This is a genomic window from Paraburkholderia bengalensis (genome assembly GCF_037126505.1).
In the GTDB taxonomy this organism is placed as follows: Bacteria; Pseudomonadota; Gammaproteobacteria; order Burkholderiales; family Burkholderiaceae; genus Paraburkholderia; species Paraburkholderia bengalensis.
Window position 1 is genome coordinate 20266 of record NZ_JACFYJ010000040.1, and the last position, 15032, is coordinate 35297.

The following is a 15032-nucleotide window of genomic DNA, read 5'->3' on the forward strand; positions in this document are numbered from 1 at the left end:
GCGTTCTCCATTCGTTGAGCGATTGATCAAGCCAGCGCGCGTACGATTGCGGCGTCGATATCGGCGGCGCTCGCGTTGCGCCAGCGCCCGAGCACATGGCCATCCGGCCGCACGAGATATACGGTGCCGGGCTTCGCGTCATAACGCTCGAACACGCGTCCTGTGTGGTCCCACGCATGCACGCCTGTCGCTTGCGCATGCAGGCGCGCGCTGACGGGCACGACCCTGAACGGCACGCCGCGTTCCCGAAGCGAGTCACTCAGCGACGCGAACCCGTGACTCACGTCGCCTTCATCGCTGAAGCACAGCGCCGTGAAGCACGGCGTGACGAGGTCGGTCAGATGCGCTTCGCGTGCGCGCCCGTTTTCGGCGATTGTCACGGGATACTCGGCCAGCACCGCGCCGGGCACGGGGCCCGTTGCAAACCCATCGCGATCGGCGACGTTCAGCGGCGAGTTCGCGTACGTGATCGCCGACGTCTGGCGCGGATTGATCAGCGAGCGCACGTGCGGATGCTTCACGGCGAGGCCCAACACGGCCTTGCGCATCAGCTCGAATGCGAACGAAGGCGGCGCCATGAACTCCGTGCTCTTCGTGCCGTAGCTGAGGTTCTCATGCGTCGCGGCGACGCGTTCGTCCGAATAACTGTCGAGCAGCGCAGGCGACGCCAGCCCCTTCACGACGAACGCGAGCTTCCACGCGATGTTGTCCGCGTCGTCGATACCCGAATTCGCGCCGCGCACGCCGAAGATGGGCACGAGGTGCGCGGCGTCGCCCGCGAACATCACGCGGTTGTGGCGGTAGCGTTCGAGCGTCAGCGCGTTGGCCTTGTAGATCGTGATCCAGATCGGCGACCACGCGCCCTTCTCGCCCATCATGTCGAGCAGGCTTTGCACGCGCGGCATCACGTTGTCGGGCTGCACGGCCTGCTCGGCGTCTTCACCGTCGCGCAGCTGATAGTCGATGCGCCAGACGTTGTCGGGCTGCTTGTGCACGAGCACGGTCGAGCCGGGATTCGACGATGGATCGAAGTACGCGAGCCGCTCCGTCGGACGCTCGCTTTGCAGTTCGATATCGACGATCACGTAGCGCCCTTCGTAGCTCGTGCCCTGCAACTGCAAGCCGAGCGCTTCGCGTATCGTGCTGCGCCCGCCGTCGCACGCGAGCACCCAATCGGTGTCGAGTGCATAGTCGCCGATGGGCGTCGACAGCTGCAGCGTCGCGCCGTCGTCGCGCGAATCGATCGACTTCACGCGCGTCTGCCAGCGAATGTCGATCAGATCGGCGCGCTTCTCCGCGGCATCGAGCAGAAACTGCTCGATGTGATACTGCGCGAGATTGACCATCGGCGGCAGCTTCTGGTTTTCGTCCTGCGGCATCGTGAAATGCAGCACTTCCGTGTCGCGATAGAAGCTGCGGCCGCCCGTCCACGGCAGGCCCGTTTTCAGAAAACCTTCGACGGCGCCGAGCCGTTCGATGATCTCCAGACTGCGCCGCGAGATGCAGATCGCGCGGCTGCCATAGCAGACCGAGTCGTCCGCTTCGATCAGCACGCTGCGCACGCCGTGATTCGCGAGACCCAGCGCGACGGCGAGCCCCACCGGCCCGCCGCCGACGATGGTCACCGCATGGCGCTGCGCATCGGCGCCCCGCTGCAATTGCGGCACGCGCGCGGCGTACTGCTTCGCGGCGAACGGATACGGTTTGAATTGCTTGTTCATCCAATGCTCCTCAGATCTTCGCGCGGTGCTTCACGTTTATCGATGGGCAGCAGCGTCACGACAACCACGCCGGCCACGAGCAGCACCGCCGAATACAACAGTCCCGCAGAAAAGCTGTGCGTCGCGTCCTTCAGCCAGCCGACGATCAGCGGATTGAGCGCCGAACTGATGTTGCCCATCGCGTTGATGACGGCAATGCCGATGGCCCGCGCCCGGAAGCTCAAGGCGTGATCGGGCGTGGTCCAGAAGATCGACATCGCCGTGTACGAGCCCGCCGACGCGAGGCACACGCCGAGCATGCGCATCGCCGGATTCGCCGAATAGGCGGTGCACAGCCAGCCGGCGGCGGAACACAGCATCGGGATCATCAGATGCCACTTGCGTTCCTGCCTGCGGTCCGAGCGGCGGCCCCACGCGATCATCGCGACGATGGTGCAAACCTGCGGAATCGCGGCGAGCAGGCCGACCGTGCGGTTGCTCGCGTCGGCGCTGAAGCTCTTCACGATCAGCGGCGTCCACACGGCGACCATCGCCAGCGTGTTCACGAGACAGAAGTACGCGATGGCGAACTTCACCACGACGGGCGACAGCAGTTCGCCGACGATGCCTTTTGCAGCGCCCGTCTGCACGTCCTGCTTATGCTCGACAGCAAGCGTCGCGGCGAGCGCGCGCTTGTCGTCGTCGTCGAGCCAACGCGCATGCTGCGGGCCGTCATCGAGATACGCATACACGACGAAGCCGAGCAGCGCAGACGGCAGGCCTTCGAGCAGAAACAGCCACTGCCAGCCCTTCAGTCCAAGCGTGCCGTCGAGTCCGAGAATAAATCCCGACAGCGCCGAGCCGACGGCCGCCGTCACGGGCATCGCGATCATGAAGAGCGCGTTCGCGCGCGCCCGGTACGCGGCGGGAAACCAGTACGTCAGATACAGCAGGATGCCGGGCAGAAAGCCCGCTTCCGTCACGCCGACCAGCACGCGCAGCACGTACAGCGTGCCGGGGCTGGTCGCGAACATCGTCGCGGTGGACGCGAGTCCCCACGCGATCATGATCGTGCCGATCCATTTGCGCGCGCCGATGCGCGCCAGCACCACATTGCCCGGAATGCCGAACGCGATGTACGCGACGTAGAAGAGCGTGGTCGCGAGGCCGAACTGCGTGCTGCTGAGACCGAGATCCTTCGTCATCGTCAGGCCGGCGAAGCCGATGTTGATGCGATCGAGGAACGAGAAGAAGAACAGCACGAACAGGAACCACAGCAGATGCCGCGATACCTTCGCGATCACGGGCTGTGGATGCACGTTCGGCACGTTCGGCGTATCAGGCGCGAGGGTGGCGGGCGTCGCGTGCAGCGCGCCGGCGCGCGGGGAGGATTCCATACCGTTGTCTCCGATGTTGACGCTATGCCGGACGCGAGGTCCGATGCAATCGCTTCGACGGGCCGCGCCTGGATGTCGCGCGGCGCCTGGCGATGCGTCGCAGTATGGAATGCGGCGCGAGCGCGCCTGTCCTCAAATCGGGTACAAGCCGGGGGCTGCGGAGACCTGGGGAATACGCGGATACGTCAGACGCGACCCGCGCCGATGCACAGCGCGAACAATTGCCGCTGGCTCGAAATGCCGAGCCGCCGGAACGCACGCTTCTGGTACGTGACGACGCTCGTCGGTTTGATGCCCATCGTGTCGCCGATTTCCTGCGCGGTGCGTCCTTCGAGCACGCCCGTCAGCACGTCGAGTTCGCGCTTCGACAGCTCGGGGCACAGGCCGCGCACGCGCGCGAGCATCAGATGCGAGATCGCCATGTCGCGCTGCCCGCAGATTGCATAGTGATGCTTCGCCGCCTGCGCGATGAGGGGCGCCATCGCTTCGATCAGCGCGATCTCGCGCGGATGGTAATTGCCGAAGCGGCGGTCGCGATACAGATTCACGGAGAGCCAGATATCCGCCGTCGGCTGCACGAGCAGCGACACGCGGTCCGACACGTTCGGCTGCTGGTAGCACGCGGCGCGATAGGCCTCGTTGAGGATGTCGTCGCTGGTCTGCTGATGCAGCACGAGCGTCGAGCCGGGTTTGTCGTTGCGCGCCGACGAGACGATCTTCTGGTTGCCGTCGAGCGCATAGAAGTGACGCGCGTACGTGTCGGCGACGTCGCGCAGGAAGCGCCCGCCGCGATGATCCGCCACCGACACCGTGCGCGGCCGGTTGCCGAACTCGTACGCGAAGATCGTGCATTGCGAGATCGCCGCGATGTCGCCGAGCAGCTTCAGCACTTCGGCGGCGAGCGCGTTCGAATCATCGCTGCCGATCGACGACACGAGCCCCGTCGCGCGGCTGAGATCCAGCTGCCCTTGCGAAACGGGACGGTCGAGGCGCCATGAACGCATGATGGGAGTGCGGCTTCGAAGCGGTGGAAATAACGCGGTGGAATCGCATCATTCTATATGCGCCGCGAATGTGGATGCCGGATCGGCGTTGCAGCAACAATATCGCTGCGATGGCACGCGCCGCGCTCCCGCGCGCATAAAAAAGAGGCACGTCCGCGTGAACAGTCGCGCAGCCCGCGGCGAAATTGCCTACAGTGAAAAGCTCATACGCGCGCTGTGTTCGCACAGGGTGCGCATCGACATAGAACGCGTGCCGCAGTGCGGCATTCCCCCGGAGACCGAGACATGGCGACATGGACACCCGACCCGACCTTCTACCCGTCCGCGCGCATGGCCAGCAGCGCGCCGAAAGAAACCGTCGCGTATGTCGCGAGCTTCGACCCGTCGCGCGAAACGCCCGATGAACTCGCCGTCGTCGGTGTCGAACCCGGTTCGGCGGACTATGGCGCGATCATCAGCCGCGTGCCGATGCCCAACACGGGCGACGAACTGCATCACTTCGGCTGGAACGCATGCAGTTCGTGTCTGTGCCCGAACGCGCCGCATCCGCATACGGAGCGCCGCTATCTCGTCGTGCCGGGGCTGCGCTCGTCGCGCATTCATATCCTCGATACGAAGCCCGACAAGCGCAAGCCGCAGATCGTGCGCGTGCTCGAACCCGCCGAAGTCGCCGAAAAGGCGGGCTATACGCGACCGCACACCGTGCACTGTGGACCGGCGGGCATCTATGTGGTGTCGCTCGCGAACGCGCAGGGCGAGGCGCCCGGCGGCATCTTTCTGATGGATCACGAAACGTTCGATATCCGAGGCCAGTGGGAAATCGATCGCGGCCCGCAGGAGCTTGCCTACGACGGCTGGTGGCATCTCGGCTACGACACCGTCGTGACGAGCGAGTGGGGCTTGCCCGCGACGTTCGAAAACGGCCTCGTGCCTGACGTGCTGCTCGGCGGGCAATACGGGCACCGGCTGCACTTCTGGGACATGAATACGCGCAAGCACAAGCAGGTCGTCGATTTCGGCGCGGAGAACCAGCTCGTGTTCGAATTGCGCCCGGCCCATGATCCGACCCGGGCGTACGGCTTCGTCAACTCGGTGATCAGCCTGAAAGACCTGTCGGCGTCGATCTGGACGTGGTATCGCGAAGGCGACGGCTGGGCCGCGCGCAAAGTGATCGAGATTCCCGCGGAGCCCGCCGACGCTTCACTGCTTCCGCCCATGCTCAAAGGCTTCGGCGCAGTGCCGCCGCTCGTCACCGACATCGCACTGTCGCTCGACGACCGCTTCCTGTACGTGTCGTGCTGGGGCACGGGCGATCTGCGGCAATACGACGTCTCGGACCCGATGAAACCCGTGCTGACGGGCACCGTGCGCGTGGGCGGCATCGTGGCGCGCGCGTCGCATCCGGCCGCGAACGGCCGTGCGCTGAACGGCGGCCCGCAGATGGTCGAAGTGAGCCGCGACGGCAGCCGCGTGTACTTCACGAATTCACTGTACGGCGCAATCGACGAGCAGTTCTATCCCGACGGGCTCGACGGCTGGATGGTCAAGCTCGATGCGGACAGCAACGGCGGCCTCGACATCGCCAACGACTTTTTCGTCGATTGGCCGGCATCGCATCGGCCGCATCAGATTCGGCTCGAAGGCGGCGACGCATCATCGGATTCGTATTGCTATCCGTGATTGCGGAGGGATTGCAAAGGGATCGCAAAGGCGCAAGGGATGAACGGCATGTGGGCGACGGTGATCGGCAGCGGCATCTTTCACGGCGTGAACCCCGCGATGGGCTGGCTGTTCGCCGCCGCGCTCGGGCTTCAGCATGGCAGCCGCAAGGCGGTGCTGATGGCGCTGCCGCCGCTCGCGCTCGGGCATGCCGTCGCCGTGATGCTGGTGACCACCTCGGCCGTCGCGCTCGGGCTCTTCACGCGCGTCGACCACCTGCGCACCGTGATGGGCGCGCTGCTGATCGCGTGGGCCGCCTACCACCACTTTTACGGCCACAAGCAGCGCGTGCGCGTCGGCATGACGGCGAGCTTCGCCGGGCTCGCGCTGTGGTCGGCCGGCATGGCGGCGATGCACGGCGCGGGCCTGATGCTGCTGCCCGCGCTGCTGCCGATGTGCGGCGCCGGGCTGTCCGTCGGCAGTTCGCTCGAATCGGCCGGCACGGTGACGGCCGTGCATACCGTCGTCACGCTCGCCACGGCCGGCGCGATCGCGCTTGCGGCCTATCAGTATCTCGGCCTTGGCCTGCTGCGCCGCGCCTGGATCAATTTCGACTGGTTGTGGTGCGGCGCGCTGAGCGTCACGGGGCTGCTGCTGATCGTCACCTAGCCTGGCGGAAATGGGCTTTACAGAAGCGGTCGCCGCGGCTCCCGAATATCCTCACCTTTGGCTACAGTGCCGTGCGGGTTGCCGGGCGACTCACCGTTGCGGTGCTCCCGAATAGCCTCACCTCAAGCGCAACCGTGAACAATTTGCGAGCCATGCGCTCACCGAAGGAGACTCGCGATGACCACGGCCCGCCCGTTTCTGCTCTTCCAGGATAACAACGCCGAAGAAGCGATGCGCTTGCACGTGTCGCCGTTCGACGACGGCAAGATCGTCGAGGTGATCCATTACGCATCGGGCACGCCGGGCCGCGAGGGCTCGGTGATGAAAGGCACGTTCTTCGTCGCCGGACAGACGCTGCTGTGCACCGACAGCATCGCAAACACGCCTTCACGTTCACGCCCGCGCTATCGCTGTTCGTCGAATGCGAGTCGGACGCGCAGTTCGACAAGCTGGTCGCCGCACTGTCCGCAGGCGGCGCGCATCGATGCCGCCCGACAACTACGGCTTCAGCCGCCGCTTCGCGTGGGTCAGCGACCGCTTCGGCGTGTCGTGGCAACTGAACCTGGGGTGAGCCGATCTGAACGCTCATATCAATGCCGTTATACAGCGCATAACGAATCTTAATTTCGACCTTGATATTGACTCACCACCATCTCCGCTGATGTGACGCGGCGCAGCATCGCCGTGTCTTCCTTCACTGTCTGCGGAGACTTCATGAAAAAAACAACCTTGGCCCGCGCCGTCATGCGCTCGCTGCGGCTTCCCGCTGTTCTTCTTGCCGCGCTCGGCGCGACGGTCGCGTTCAGCGCGGCGGCCACGGCCGCGCAGCCGATGGGCGTCGCGTTCGTCTATCTCGGCAATCCCGGCGACGCCGGCTGGACCTACGCGCACGAGCAAGGCGTGAAGGCGATCGAAGCGAAGTTCGGCGACAAGATCAAGGTCACGCGCATCGAGAACGTGCCGGAATCGGCGGATTCGGAGCGCGTGTTCCGCGATCTCGCGAGCAAGGGCAACAAGATCATCGTCGGATCGAGCTTCGGCTTCCAGGACTTCGAGCTGAAGACGGCGAAGGATTATCCCGACACCGTGTTCGAGCACGCGACCGGCTACAAGAAGGCCGCGAACTTCGCCACCTACGACGTGCGCACGTATCAGAGCGCGTATCTCGCAGGGCTCGTCGGCGGCTACACGACGAAGTCGAACACGCTCGGCTTCGTCGCGTCGGTGCCCGTGCCGGAAGTGGTGCGCAACATCAACGCGTTCACGATGGGCGCGCGCTCGGTGAATCCGAACGCGAAGGTCAAAGTGGTGTGGATCAACACGTGGTTCGATCCGGGCAAGGAAAAGCAGGCCGCCGAGACGCTGATCGGCCAAGGCGCCGACGTGCTGATCCAGAACACCGATTCGACGGCCACGATGCAGACGGCCGAACAGAAGAAGGTGCACGCGTTCGGCTGGGACTCGGACATGAAGAAGTTCGGCCCGAACGCGCAACTGGGCGCGTGCGTGAGCTACTGGGGCGTCTACTATACGCATCTGATCGAGCAGGTTCAGGCGGGTACGTGGACCAACTCGCCGACGTGGTGGGGCCTCAAGGAAAAGGCGATCGACCTCGCGAGCATCAACACGGACGCCGTATCGCCGACCGCGCAGAAAGCGCTCGCGCAAAAACGCGACGACATCATCGCGGGCAAATTCGATCCGTTCGCCGGGCCGATCAAGGATCAGAGCGGCGCGATCAAGGTGGCGGCGGGCAAATCGCTGTCGGATGCCGATCTGCTGCGGCTGAACTGGTTCGTGCAAGGCGTCGACGGCTCGCTGCCGAAGTGACATGAACGAAGGAGACGCATTTGGCGCTGACCACTTCATCGAAACAGAACGCGTCGGACGTTCCTGAGCAAGGACTCGTGCCGACGCGCGATCAGATCGTGCGCCATCTGCGTCACGCGAGCGCCGTCGCCGAACGCGCGACGCTGATGGGCCATCATCCGTTCGGCGCGATTCTCGTCGGCCCGGATCAGGAGACGGTGTTGATCGAGCAAGGCAACGTCGATACCGTCAACCACGCGGAGAGCGTGCTCGCGCGGATCGCCGCGCTCAACTTCACGCCGCAGTATCTGTGGAGCTGCACGCTCTATACAACCGTCGAGCCGTGCTGCATGTGCGCGGGCACGGCGTATTGGGCGAACATCGGCCGCGTGGTGTTCGGCATGACGGAAGAACGTCTGCTGCAGGCGACGGGCAACCATGCCGAAAACCCGACGATGAGCGTGTCGTCACGGTACGTGTTCGATCATTGCCAGAAGCACGTCGACCTGATAGGTCCCATCGCCGAAGTCGAAGAAGAAATCATGCAGGTGCAGCGTGCGTTCTGGGCCTCGCGTTCGGACTGACGCGCGCAACGCAATCAATCGCCAGTTCAATCCGCGCTTTTCGCGTGGATTGCGCGCACTGCCGCAACGATCTGTTCTCCCTGGCGCGGCTATTCATCGGCAAACTCGCCCTCTACCATTCGCGTTCAATCCGAGGCGCCGCGTCGGCGCCATCACGCGAAGGTTCCCGATTGCCCATGACGTTCCACGCTTCGTCCCCAAGCACCGGCAAGATTGCGCGCTACGGCCGCACGGTCATCGCGCTGCATTGGCTGATCGCACTGCTGATGATCTGCGGCTTCTATCTCGGCTGGATCATGACCGATATCCCGGGCTTCACGCCGACGAAGCTCAAGTACGTGTCGTGGCACAAGTGGATCGGCGTGACCGTGTTCGCGCTCGCGGTGCTGCGCGTCATCTGGCGCGCCACGCATGACGCGCCGCCCACGCCCGCCGCGATGCCCGCATGGCAAAAGGCCGCCGCGCACGCGACGCACGGTCTGCTCTACGTGCTGATGCTCGCGATTCCGCTGACCGGCTACTTCTTCAGCTCGGCGGCGGGCGTGCAGGTGGTCTACCTCGGCGTGCTGCCGCTGCCCACCCTCATCGGTCCCGATCACGCGCTAAAGGCCGTGTTGCGCAGCGCGCATATCGCGCTCAATTACACGCTGCTCGTGCTGTTGGCGCTGCACGTGCTGGCCGCGCTCAAGCATCAGTTCGTCGAACGCGACGGACTGCTCGCACGCATGATTCCCTTCCTCAAATAAGCGCTGAATCTCAGGATCGTCATGAAGAACGCCACTTATCGCCACATTCTGGCGGGCACGGCCGCGCTGTTGCTCGCCGCCGCGTTGCCCGCATTCGCGCAGGTCGACGCAGGCAAGAGCAGCGTCGTCGCGAGGTCGAAACAGATGAACGTGCCCGTCGACGGCGCGTTCAGGAAGTTCACCGCGCAACTGACGTTCGACCCCGCGAAGCCGACGGCAGGCAGCGCCAATCTGTCGATCGATACCGATAGCTACGACCTCGGCGACGCCGAATACAACAAGCAGGTGCGCGGCAAGGAGTGGTTCGACAGCGCGACGTTCCCGAAAGCGACGTTCGTGTCGACGGCCATCGCGCCCGCTGGCGGCAATCAGTACAAGGTGACGGGCAAGCTGACCATCAAGGGCAAATCGCAGGTCGTCACCGTGCCCGTCGCGATCACGCAGCAGGGCCCGATGCAAACCTTCGACGGCGCGCTGCCCATCAAGCGCACGCAGTACGACGTCGGCACGGGCGAATGGAAGGACACGTCGGTTGTCGCCGACGATGTCGTCATCAGGTTTCACATCGTCGCCGCAAAGCATTGAGCGCGCGGGGCACACTCATCAACCCAGGAGAATAACGTGAAGAAACAACTGTTGATCGCGGCGGGCGCGCTGATCGCGGGCATGTCGTTCAATGCCATGGCAGCCGATACGTATCAGCTCGATCCGAACCACACGTACCCGAGCTTCGAAGCCGATCACTTCGGCGGCATCTCGGTGTGGCGCGGCAAGTTCAAGAAGTCGAGCGGCACGGTGACGCTCGATCGCGCGGCGAAGACGGGCACGGTCGACGTGACGATCGACACGGCTTCGATCGATACCGGCAATGACAAGCTCGACCAGCATCTGCAAAAGCCGGAATTCTTCGACGCGGCCAAGTTCCCGACGGCAACCTACAAGGGCATGCAGATCCGCTTCGACGGCGACACGCCCGTCGAAGTGATCGGCACGCTGACGCTGCACGGCGTGACGAAGCCGGTGAACCTGAAGATCGAATCGTTCAAGTGCTTCGTGAACCCGATGCTCAAGCGCGAAGTGTGCGGCGCGGAATCGACGGCAACGTTCGACCGCGCGGACTTCGGCATGGACTGGGGCAAGTCGTACGGCTTCAGCACGAAGACCGTGCTGCATATCCAGACGGAAGGCATCAAGCAGTAAGCGCTGCGCGGGCAGTCCGACGTGCTTTGCGAAAGCCGCCTGCGGGCGGCTTTTTTGCGTTGCGCCTGCTCCCGAGAACGCTCACCTGTCGACGAATCGTCCGTCCCCGCCTCACTCGTCGTACTCCGAATACTTGCGCGAGTCGCCGCGCACCTTGTGCGCCGGATACTTCGCGCGATTCAGTTCGATCTTCTCCAGCACGGCCGCATACAGATCGACATCGAGCCGGTCGGCGAGCATCACGAGATACGCGAGCACGTCGGCCATTTCGTGACGGATCGCGACGAGCCGGTCATCGGCGAGTTCGCTCTTTTCGCCCGACGCCAGCCATTGAAACGGCTCCAGCAGTTCGCTCGCTTCGACGCTCAGCGCCGTCGCGAGATTCTTCGGCGAATGAAAACGCGACCAGTCGCGCTCGCTGACGAACTCCCGCAGCAGATCGCGCACTGCAATCAGGTCGCTGCTCCGTTCCTGCTTCATGCGTTCACTCCATCAAAACGTTCATTACGGCGATCACGGCTGCGCGCGGCCGAGCGTCAGCCGATGCGCGGGCGCGCCTGGCAGGAACGCGGTCTTCTCGCCGCGCACCCACGCTTCGTGACCCGCCAGAAAATACGGCGACAGCGGATGCCCCGACTGTCCGCCCGGCATCTCGAAGATGCCGCTCTGCTCGCGTCCCGGCGACACGATCATCCGTTCCGACGCGCCGAAATTCGGCGTCTGCACGCGCGGCATGTTGATGTCGCCAGGCAGCGGATCATGCGGCGCGCCGAGCCAGCCGCGCACCCACGGCAGCCACGCGGGCACGAGGCGCGCGAACGGATGCTCGATGGCCGCGCGGTTGCGCTCGCCCCAGCGCGCTTCGTCGACGGAGGTGTCGGCGGGCAGTTGCGCGATGGTGCGGTCGATGCGCTCGAGCACGAACTCGCGCCAGCTTCTGAAGCCGTCGGGCAGCCACGCATGATGCTCGGCGAGCGTCTCCATCACCGCCTCGTAGCGCGAGTTCGCGACGCGCAATCCCAGCGGCGCATTGCTGCTGCCGCCCGGCATCGCGCCCGCGAGATCGGCGTCGAGCCTGCCGAACCAGGCGTCGTACAGCGAGAAAAAGAAGCCGCGCGTCAGCCGATAGCCGACGGCGTCGGCGTCCGCGCGTCCGCTCCACGCCAGCAGCTGCTGCCGGAACGCCGCGCGCTGCGGGTGACCGTCGAGCGCGGCGCCGTCGAGCGCCTCGAGCGCGACGCGCCGCCAGACGTCGATCCATTGCGCACGCTCGTCGGTCTGGATGGACAGCATCGCGCGTTCGTCGGGGCTGGGCGCGGCGAGCAGATCGTCGCGAATCTGCGAAGCACGCGCGCCGAGGTCCGCCCCCGCGTCGCCGATCAGCGCCGCTTCGCGCGACATCAGCACGCGATTGTTCGCCGTCCACAAGCGGCCAAGCGGCGGATCGACGCGCTTCGGATACGACGCGGGCGGCAGATAGCGCTGCCAGCCCACGTACGTCGCCGAATCGTACGGCGTGTCGCTGTCGGGGCCGCTTTGCGCGTCGGCGGCATCACGCTGCGGCAGCGGACCCGCCAACGTCCAGCCGATCTTGCCGCGCGAGTCCGCGACCATGATGTTCTGCGTCGGCAGGCCGCTCGTTTGCGCGACGCGCAGCGCTTCGTCGACCGTCTTCGCATCTTCGAGCTTCTGCAGGTTCAGGTTCACGGCCTCGCGATCGTGCGCGACCCAGCGCAGCGCGTAAGCGCGGGCGCCGACGTTCAGCTCCGGGCCCCAGCGCGTCTGCATCACGGGCAGATCGACGCTCGCCGCGCCCTTCACGTCGATGCGCTCGTGATAGACGGCAGCGCGCGCCCATCCGCCCTCGGGCGTGCGGTACTGCAGCGGGTCGGAAGGATTGCGGCGCAGCTCGATCAGGTCGACATAGCGGCCGTAGCTGTTCGTGAAGCCCCACGCGATCTTGCCGTTGCTCCCCGCGATCACGAGCGCGCGCCGGGCAGGCTGACGCCTGTGACCGTGTGCAGCGTGCCCCCGTCGGACGCGGACCACATCAGCGACACGCGATACCAGATGTTCGGCAGCGACAGCCCGAGATGCATGTCGTTCGCGAGAATCGCGCCGCCATGCGCGGTGTGCGCGCCGTCGACGACCCAGCCGTTGCTGCCGACGGCCGAATCCGTCGCGCCTGCTTCCACGCCCGGTTCGAGGGACGCCGGGCCCGCGACGCTGACGGGTTTCGGCGCCGCCAGCCAGTCGGGACGCGTCGCGGGAAGCCGGGCGGGCGCCACGGGCGGCGTCGATGCGCTGTCCAAGGGCGCGTCCCAGTGGCTCGCGGCGGGCAGCAGGAATGCGTACAGGTCGGCGGGCACGCGGTCGCGCAACACGGCGCGCGCCAGAATGCGCCGCGTTTCGGCCGATTGCAGATCGAAGTACATCGCGTACACGACCAGCAGCGAGTCTTCGGCGCGCCAGGGCTCGGGCTGCGTGCGCAGCATCCAGTATTCGAACGGCCGCGACGACAGCGCGGCGAGCCCGGCATTCACGCCCGCCACATAACGCTCGATCAACTGCCGCTGGTCGGCGGGCAGCGCTTCGACGATCGCGTGCGCGCGGGCGCGGAAGCGATGCAGCCGGTTGCGCCGGTCGAGTTCGAGTGCGTTCGACCCGACCAGCGCGGACAGTTCGCCCGCCGCGACGCGCCGCAGCAGGTCCATTTGCAGAAAGCGGTCCTGCGCGTGCAGAAAGCCTGTCGCGTAGGCGACGTCGTCGCGGGTCGCGCCGTGGATGGCGGGCACGCCGAGCGCGTCGCGCTCGATCGTCACCGCCGACGACAGCAACGGCGCGTGCTGCACGCCGTCGAGTTGCGGCAGACTGCCGCGCAGCAGCAGCCAGCCGCCGACCAGCGCCGCGCCGAGCAACGCGACGGCGACGCCCGCCAGCATCAGCGCGCCGATGCCCACGCGTCTGACGACCGACCTGCTTGACGACTGGCGCGGAACGACTTGGCGACGGCTCATCGTGCGGATTTCACGGTTTATCCAGAGGTCCGGGCATTGTGCCCGAAGCCGTTTGCCCGCTTCCATTCCGATATGGTGAAAGCGCGAAATCCAACATGATGGAATTTTGTTCCATTATGCTGGACGCCATGGACATCCATTCCCTGATCGCCCGCCGGGTGCGCGAACTGCGCGACGGCCACGGCTTGTCGCTCGAAGCGCTCGCCGAACGCAGCGGCGTAAGCCGCTCCAACATTTCGCTGATCGAGCGCGGGCAGAGCAGCCCGACGGCGGCCGTGCTCGACAAGCTCGCCACCGCGCTGGGCGTCTCGCTCGCGTCGCTGTTCGAGGCGCCCGGGCCGTCCGCCGAGCCGCCCTCGCCGCTCGCGCGCGCCGCCGATCAAGCCGTCTGGACCGATCCGGCGTCGGGCTACGTAAGGCGCAATCTGTCGCCGGCGCTGCCTTCGCCGCTTCAGTTAGTGGAGGTTCACTTTCCTGCCGGACAGCGCGTGGCCTACGAAACGGGTGCGCGCGAGGCCGAGATTCATCAGCAGATCTGGCTCATCGAGGGCGCCATGGAGATCAGCGCAGGCGACGCGCATTGGCGGCTCGAAGCGGGCGATTGCGTGGCGATGCGCCTCGATTGCCCGACCGTCTTCCACAATCCCGCGCGCGAGCCGGCACGCTATCTGGTAGCGCTGTCGACGCCGCCGTTTTCACCCGCAAGGAGAAACCCATGACCGACGCGCGACGCGTGCGGCGCGTCGCGGCTCACGAGGCCGCGCGCTGCATCGAGGAACTCGCCGACGTGCTGATCGACTGCGTGGCAGGCGGCGCGTCGGTGAGCTTCATGTGGCCGCTCCCGCGCGAGAGGGCCGTCGCGTTCTGGCGCGCGGTCGCGGACGGCGTCGAGCGCGGCGAGCGGGCGCTTCTCATCGCCGAAGACAGCGCGGGGCGCATCGACGGCACGGTTCAACTGGTGCTGGCGCAGCCCGACAACCAGCCGCATCGCGCCGATGTCGCGAAGATGCTCGTGCACCGGCGGGCGCGGCGCCGCGGCGTCGCGCAGCAGCTGATGGCGGCCGCCGACGCCGTGGCCCGCGAAGAAGGCAAGACCGTGCTCGTGCTGGACACCGTCACGGGCGGCGACGCCGAGCGGCTGTACGCACGCGCGGGATGGCAGCGTGTCGGCGACGTGCCGGACTATGCGTTGATGCCGGACGGATCATTGTGCGGCACGACCTTCTATTACAAGCATCTATAGCGCG

Annotated in this window: 14 protein-coding genes and 1 pseudogene; 10 read left to right on the plus strand and 5 right to left on the minus strand. The window is 65.8% G+C overall.

Annotation, left to right across the window (positions count from 1 at the left end; genetic code table 11):
- Nucleotides 1–26 precede the first annotated feature (26 nt).
- The 3 genes from H3V53_RS22615 to H3V53_RS22625 all read right to left on the minus strand — a co-directional run bounded on the left by H3V53_RS22615 (nucleotide 27) and on the right by H3V53_RS22625 (nucleotide 4101).
- Entirely contained in the window at nucleotides 27–1721 is a 1695-nt protein-coding gene (locus H3V53_RS22615) for an FAD-dependent oxidoreductase (RefSeq protein ID WP_336599852.1), read from the minus strand.
- Nucleotides 1718–3097: an MFS transporter gene (locus H3V53_RS22620; RefSeq protein ID WP_336599853.1), complete on the minus strand. Its 1380-nt coding sequence runs from the start codon at nucleotides 3095–3097 to the stop codon at nucleotides 1718–1720. The genes H3V53_RS22615 and H3V53_RS22620 overlap by 4 nt, the downstream gene beginning before the upstream one ends.
- A gap of 185 nt (nucleotides 3098–3282) precedes the next feature.
- Complete coding sequence (locus H3V53_RS22625; RefSeq protein WP_336599854.1) at nucleotides 3283–4101, minus strand: helix-turn-helix transcriptional regulator; 819 nt, start codon at nucleotides 4099–4101, stop codon at nucleotides 3283–3285.
- Nucleotides 4102–4386: 285 nt separating this feature from the next.
- On the opposite strand from H3V53_RS22625, the gene H3V53_RS22630 reads away from it, so the two are divergent.
- The 8 genes from H3V53_RS22630 to H3V53_RS22665 all read left to right on the plus strand — a co-directional run bounded on the left by H3V53_RS22630 (nucleotide 4387) and on the right by H3V53_RS22665 (nucleotide 10768).
- Nucleotides 4387–5781, plus strand: a complete 1395-nt coding sequence (locus H3V53_RS22630) for a selenium-binding family protein (RefSeq protein WP_336599855.1) — start codon at nucleotides 4387–4389, stop codon at nucleotides 5779–5781.
- 39 nt (nucleotides 5782–5820) lie between these two features.
- Nucleotides 5821–6429, plus strand: coding sequence for a hypothetical protein (locus tag H3V53_RS22635; protein ID WP_336599856.1), 609 nt, complete (start codon nucleotides 5821–5823; stop codon nucleotides 6427–6429).
- Between the two features lie 177 nt (nucleotides 6430–6606).
- Nucleotides 6607–7053 carry a VOC family protein gene (locus H3V53_RS22640; protein WP_336599857.1) on the plus strand — a complete coding sequence of 149 codons (447 nt, stop codon included), beginning with the start codon at nucleotides 6607–6609 and terminating at the stop codon, nucleotides 7051–7053.
- Nucleotides 7054–7173: 120 nt separating this feature from the next.
- Nucleotides 7174–8259: a BMP family ABC transporter substrate-binding protein gene (locus tag H3V53_RS22645; protein ID WP_419539548.1), complete on the plus strand. Its 1086-nt coding sequence runs from the start codon at nucleotides 7174–7176 to the stop codon at nucleotides 8257–8259.
- 20 nt (nucleotides 8260–8279) lie between these two features.
- The gene (locus tag H3V53_RS22650; RefSeq protein WP_336599859.1) at nucleotides 8280–8822 is read left to right on the plus strand and encodes a nucleoside deaminase; all 543 of its coding nucleotides are present in this window, start codon (nucleotides 8280–8282) and stop codon (nucleotides 8820–8822) included.
- A 176-nt stretch (nucleotides 8823–8998) separates the two neighbouring features.
- Nucleotides 8999–9568 (plus strand): cytochrome b, encoded by a 570-nt coding sequence (locus tag H3V53_RS22655; protein WP_336599860.1) that lies wholly within the window; start codon nucleotides 8999–9001, stop codon nucleotides 9566–9568.
- Between the two features lie 21 nt (nucleotides 9569–9589).
- On the plus strand, nucleotides 9590–10153 hold the full coding sequence (locus H3V53_RS22660; protein WP_336599861.1) for a YceI family protein: 564 nt from the start codon (nucleotides 9590–9592) through the stop codon (nucleotides 10151–10153).
- A gap of 36 nt (nucleotides 10154–10189) precedes the next feature.
- Nucleotides 10190–10768 carry a YceI family protein gene (locus tag H3V53_RS22665; RefSeq protein ID WP_336599862.1) on the plus strand — a complete coding sequence of 193 codons (579 nt, stop codon included), beginning with the start codon at nucleotides 10190–10192 and terminating at the stop codon, nucleotides 10766–10768.
- 111 nt (nucleotides 10769–10879) lie between these two features.
- On the opposite strand, the gene H3V53_RS22670 is transcribed toward H3V53_RS22665, so the two are convergent.
- Together H3V53_RS22670 and H3V53_RS22675 are read right to left on the minus strand one after the other, a co-directional pair.
- Complete coding sequence (locus H3V53_RS22670) at nucleotides 10880–11248, minus strand: MazG-like family protein (RefSeq protein WP_054923741.1); 369 nt, start codon at nucleotides 11246–11248, stop codon at nucleotides 10880–10882.
- Between the two features lie 33 nt (nucleotides 11249–11281).
- Nucleotides 11282–13785, minus strand: a pseudogene (locus H3V53_RS22675) (penicillin acylase family protein).
- A gap of 128 nt (nucleotides 13786–13913) precedes the next feature.
- On the opposite strand from H3V53_RS22675, the gene H3V53_RS22680 reads away from it, so the two are divergent.
- Nucleotides 13914–14504, plus strand: coding sequence for a helix-turn-helix domain-containing protein (locus H3V53_RS22680; RefSeq protein ID WP_336599863.1), 591 nt, complete (start codon nucleotides 13914–13916; stop codon nucleotides 14502–14504).
- A complete protein-coding gene (locus H3V53_RS22685; RefSeq protein WP_336599864.1) occupies nucleotides 14501–15028 on the plus strand; it encodes a GNAT family N-acetyltransferase in 528 nt (175 codons plus the stop codon). The genes H3V53_RS22680 and H3V53_RS22685 overlap by 4 nt, the downstream gene beginning before the upstream one ends.
- Nucleotides 15029–15032 lie beyond the last annotated feature (4 nt).

Bases quoted from the DNA above. Each gene is read 5' to 3' on its own strand.
- H3V53_RS22625 (WP_336599854.1), bottom strand. From the start codon at position 4,101: ATGCGTTCATGGCGCCTCGACCGTCCCGTTTCGCAAGGGCAGCTGGAT.
- H3V53_RS22685 (WP_336599864.1), top strand. From the start codon at position 14,501: ATGACCGACGCGCGACGCGTGCGGCGCGTCGCGGCTCACGAGGCCGCG.
- H3V53_RS22660 (WP_336599861.1), top strand. From the start codon at position 9,590: ATGAAGAACGCCACTTATCGCCACATTCTGGCGGGCACGGCCGCGCTG.
- H3V53_RS22635 (WP_336599856.1), top strand. From the start codon at position 5,821: ATGAACGGCATGTGGGCGACGGTGATCGGCAGCGGCATCTTTCACGGC.
- H3V53_RS22630 (WP_336599855.1), top strand. From the start codon at position 4,387: ATGGCGACATGGACACCCGACCCGACCTTCTACCCGTCCGCGCGCATG.
- H3V53_RS22655 (WP_336599860.1), top strand. From the start codon at position 8,999: ATGACGTTCCACGCTTCGTCCCCAAGCACCGGCAAGATTGCGCGCTAC.
- H3V53_RS22670 (WP_054923741.1), bottom strand. From the start codon at position 11,248: ATGAAGCAGGAACGGAGCAGCGACCTGATTGCAGTGCGCGATCTGCTG.
- H3V53_RS22680 (WP_336599863.1), top strand. From the start codon at position 13,914: ATGGACATCCATTCCCTGATCGCCCGCCGGGTGCGCGAACTGCGCGAC.
- H3V53_RS22645 (WP_419539548.1), top strand. From the start codon at position 7,174: ATGCGCTCGCTGCGGCTTCCCGCTGTTCTTCTTGCCGCGCTCGGCGCG.
- H3V53_RS22615 (WP_336599852.1), bottom strand. From the start codon at position 1,721: ATGAACAAGCAATTCAAACCGTATCCGTTCGCCGCGAAGCAGTACGCC.
- H3V53_RS22620 (WP_336599853.1), bottom strand. From the start codon at position 3,097: ATGGAATCCTCCCCGCGCGCCGGCGCGCTGCACGCGACGCCCGCCACC.
- H3V53_RS22640 (WP_336599857.1), top strand. From the start codon at position 6,607: ATGACCACGGCCCGCCCGTTTCTGCTCTTCCAGGATAACAACGCCGAA.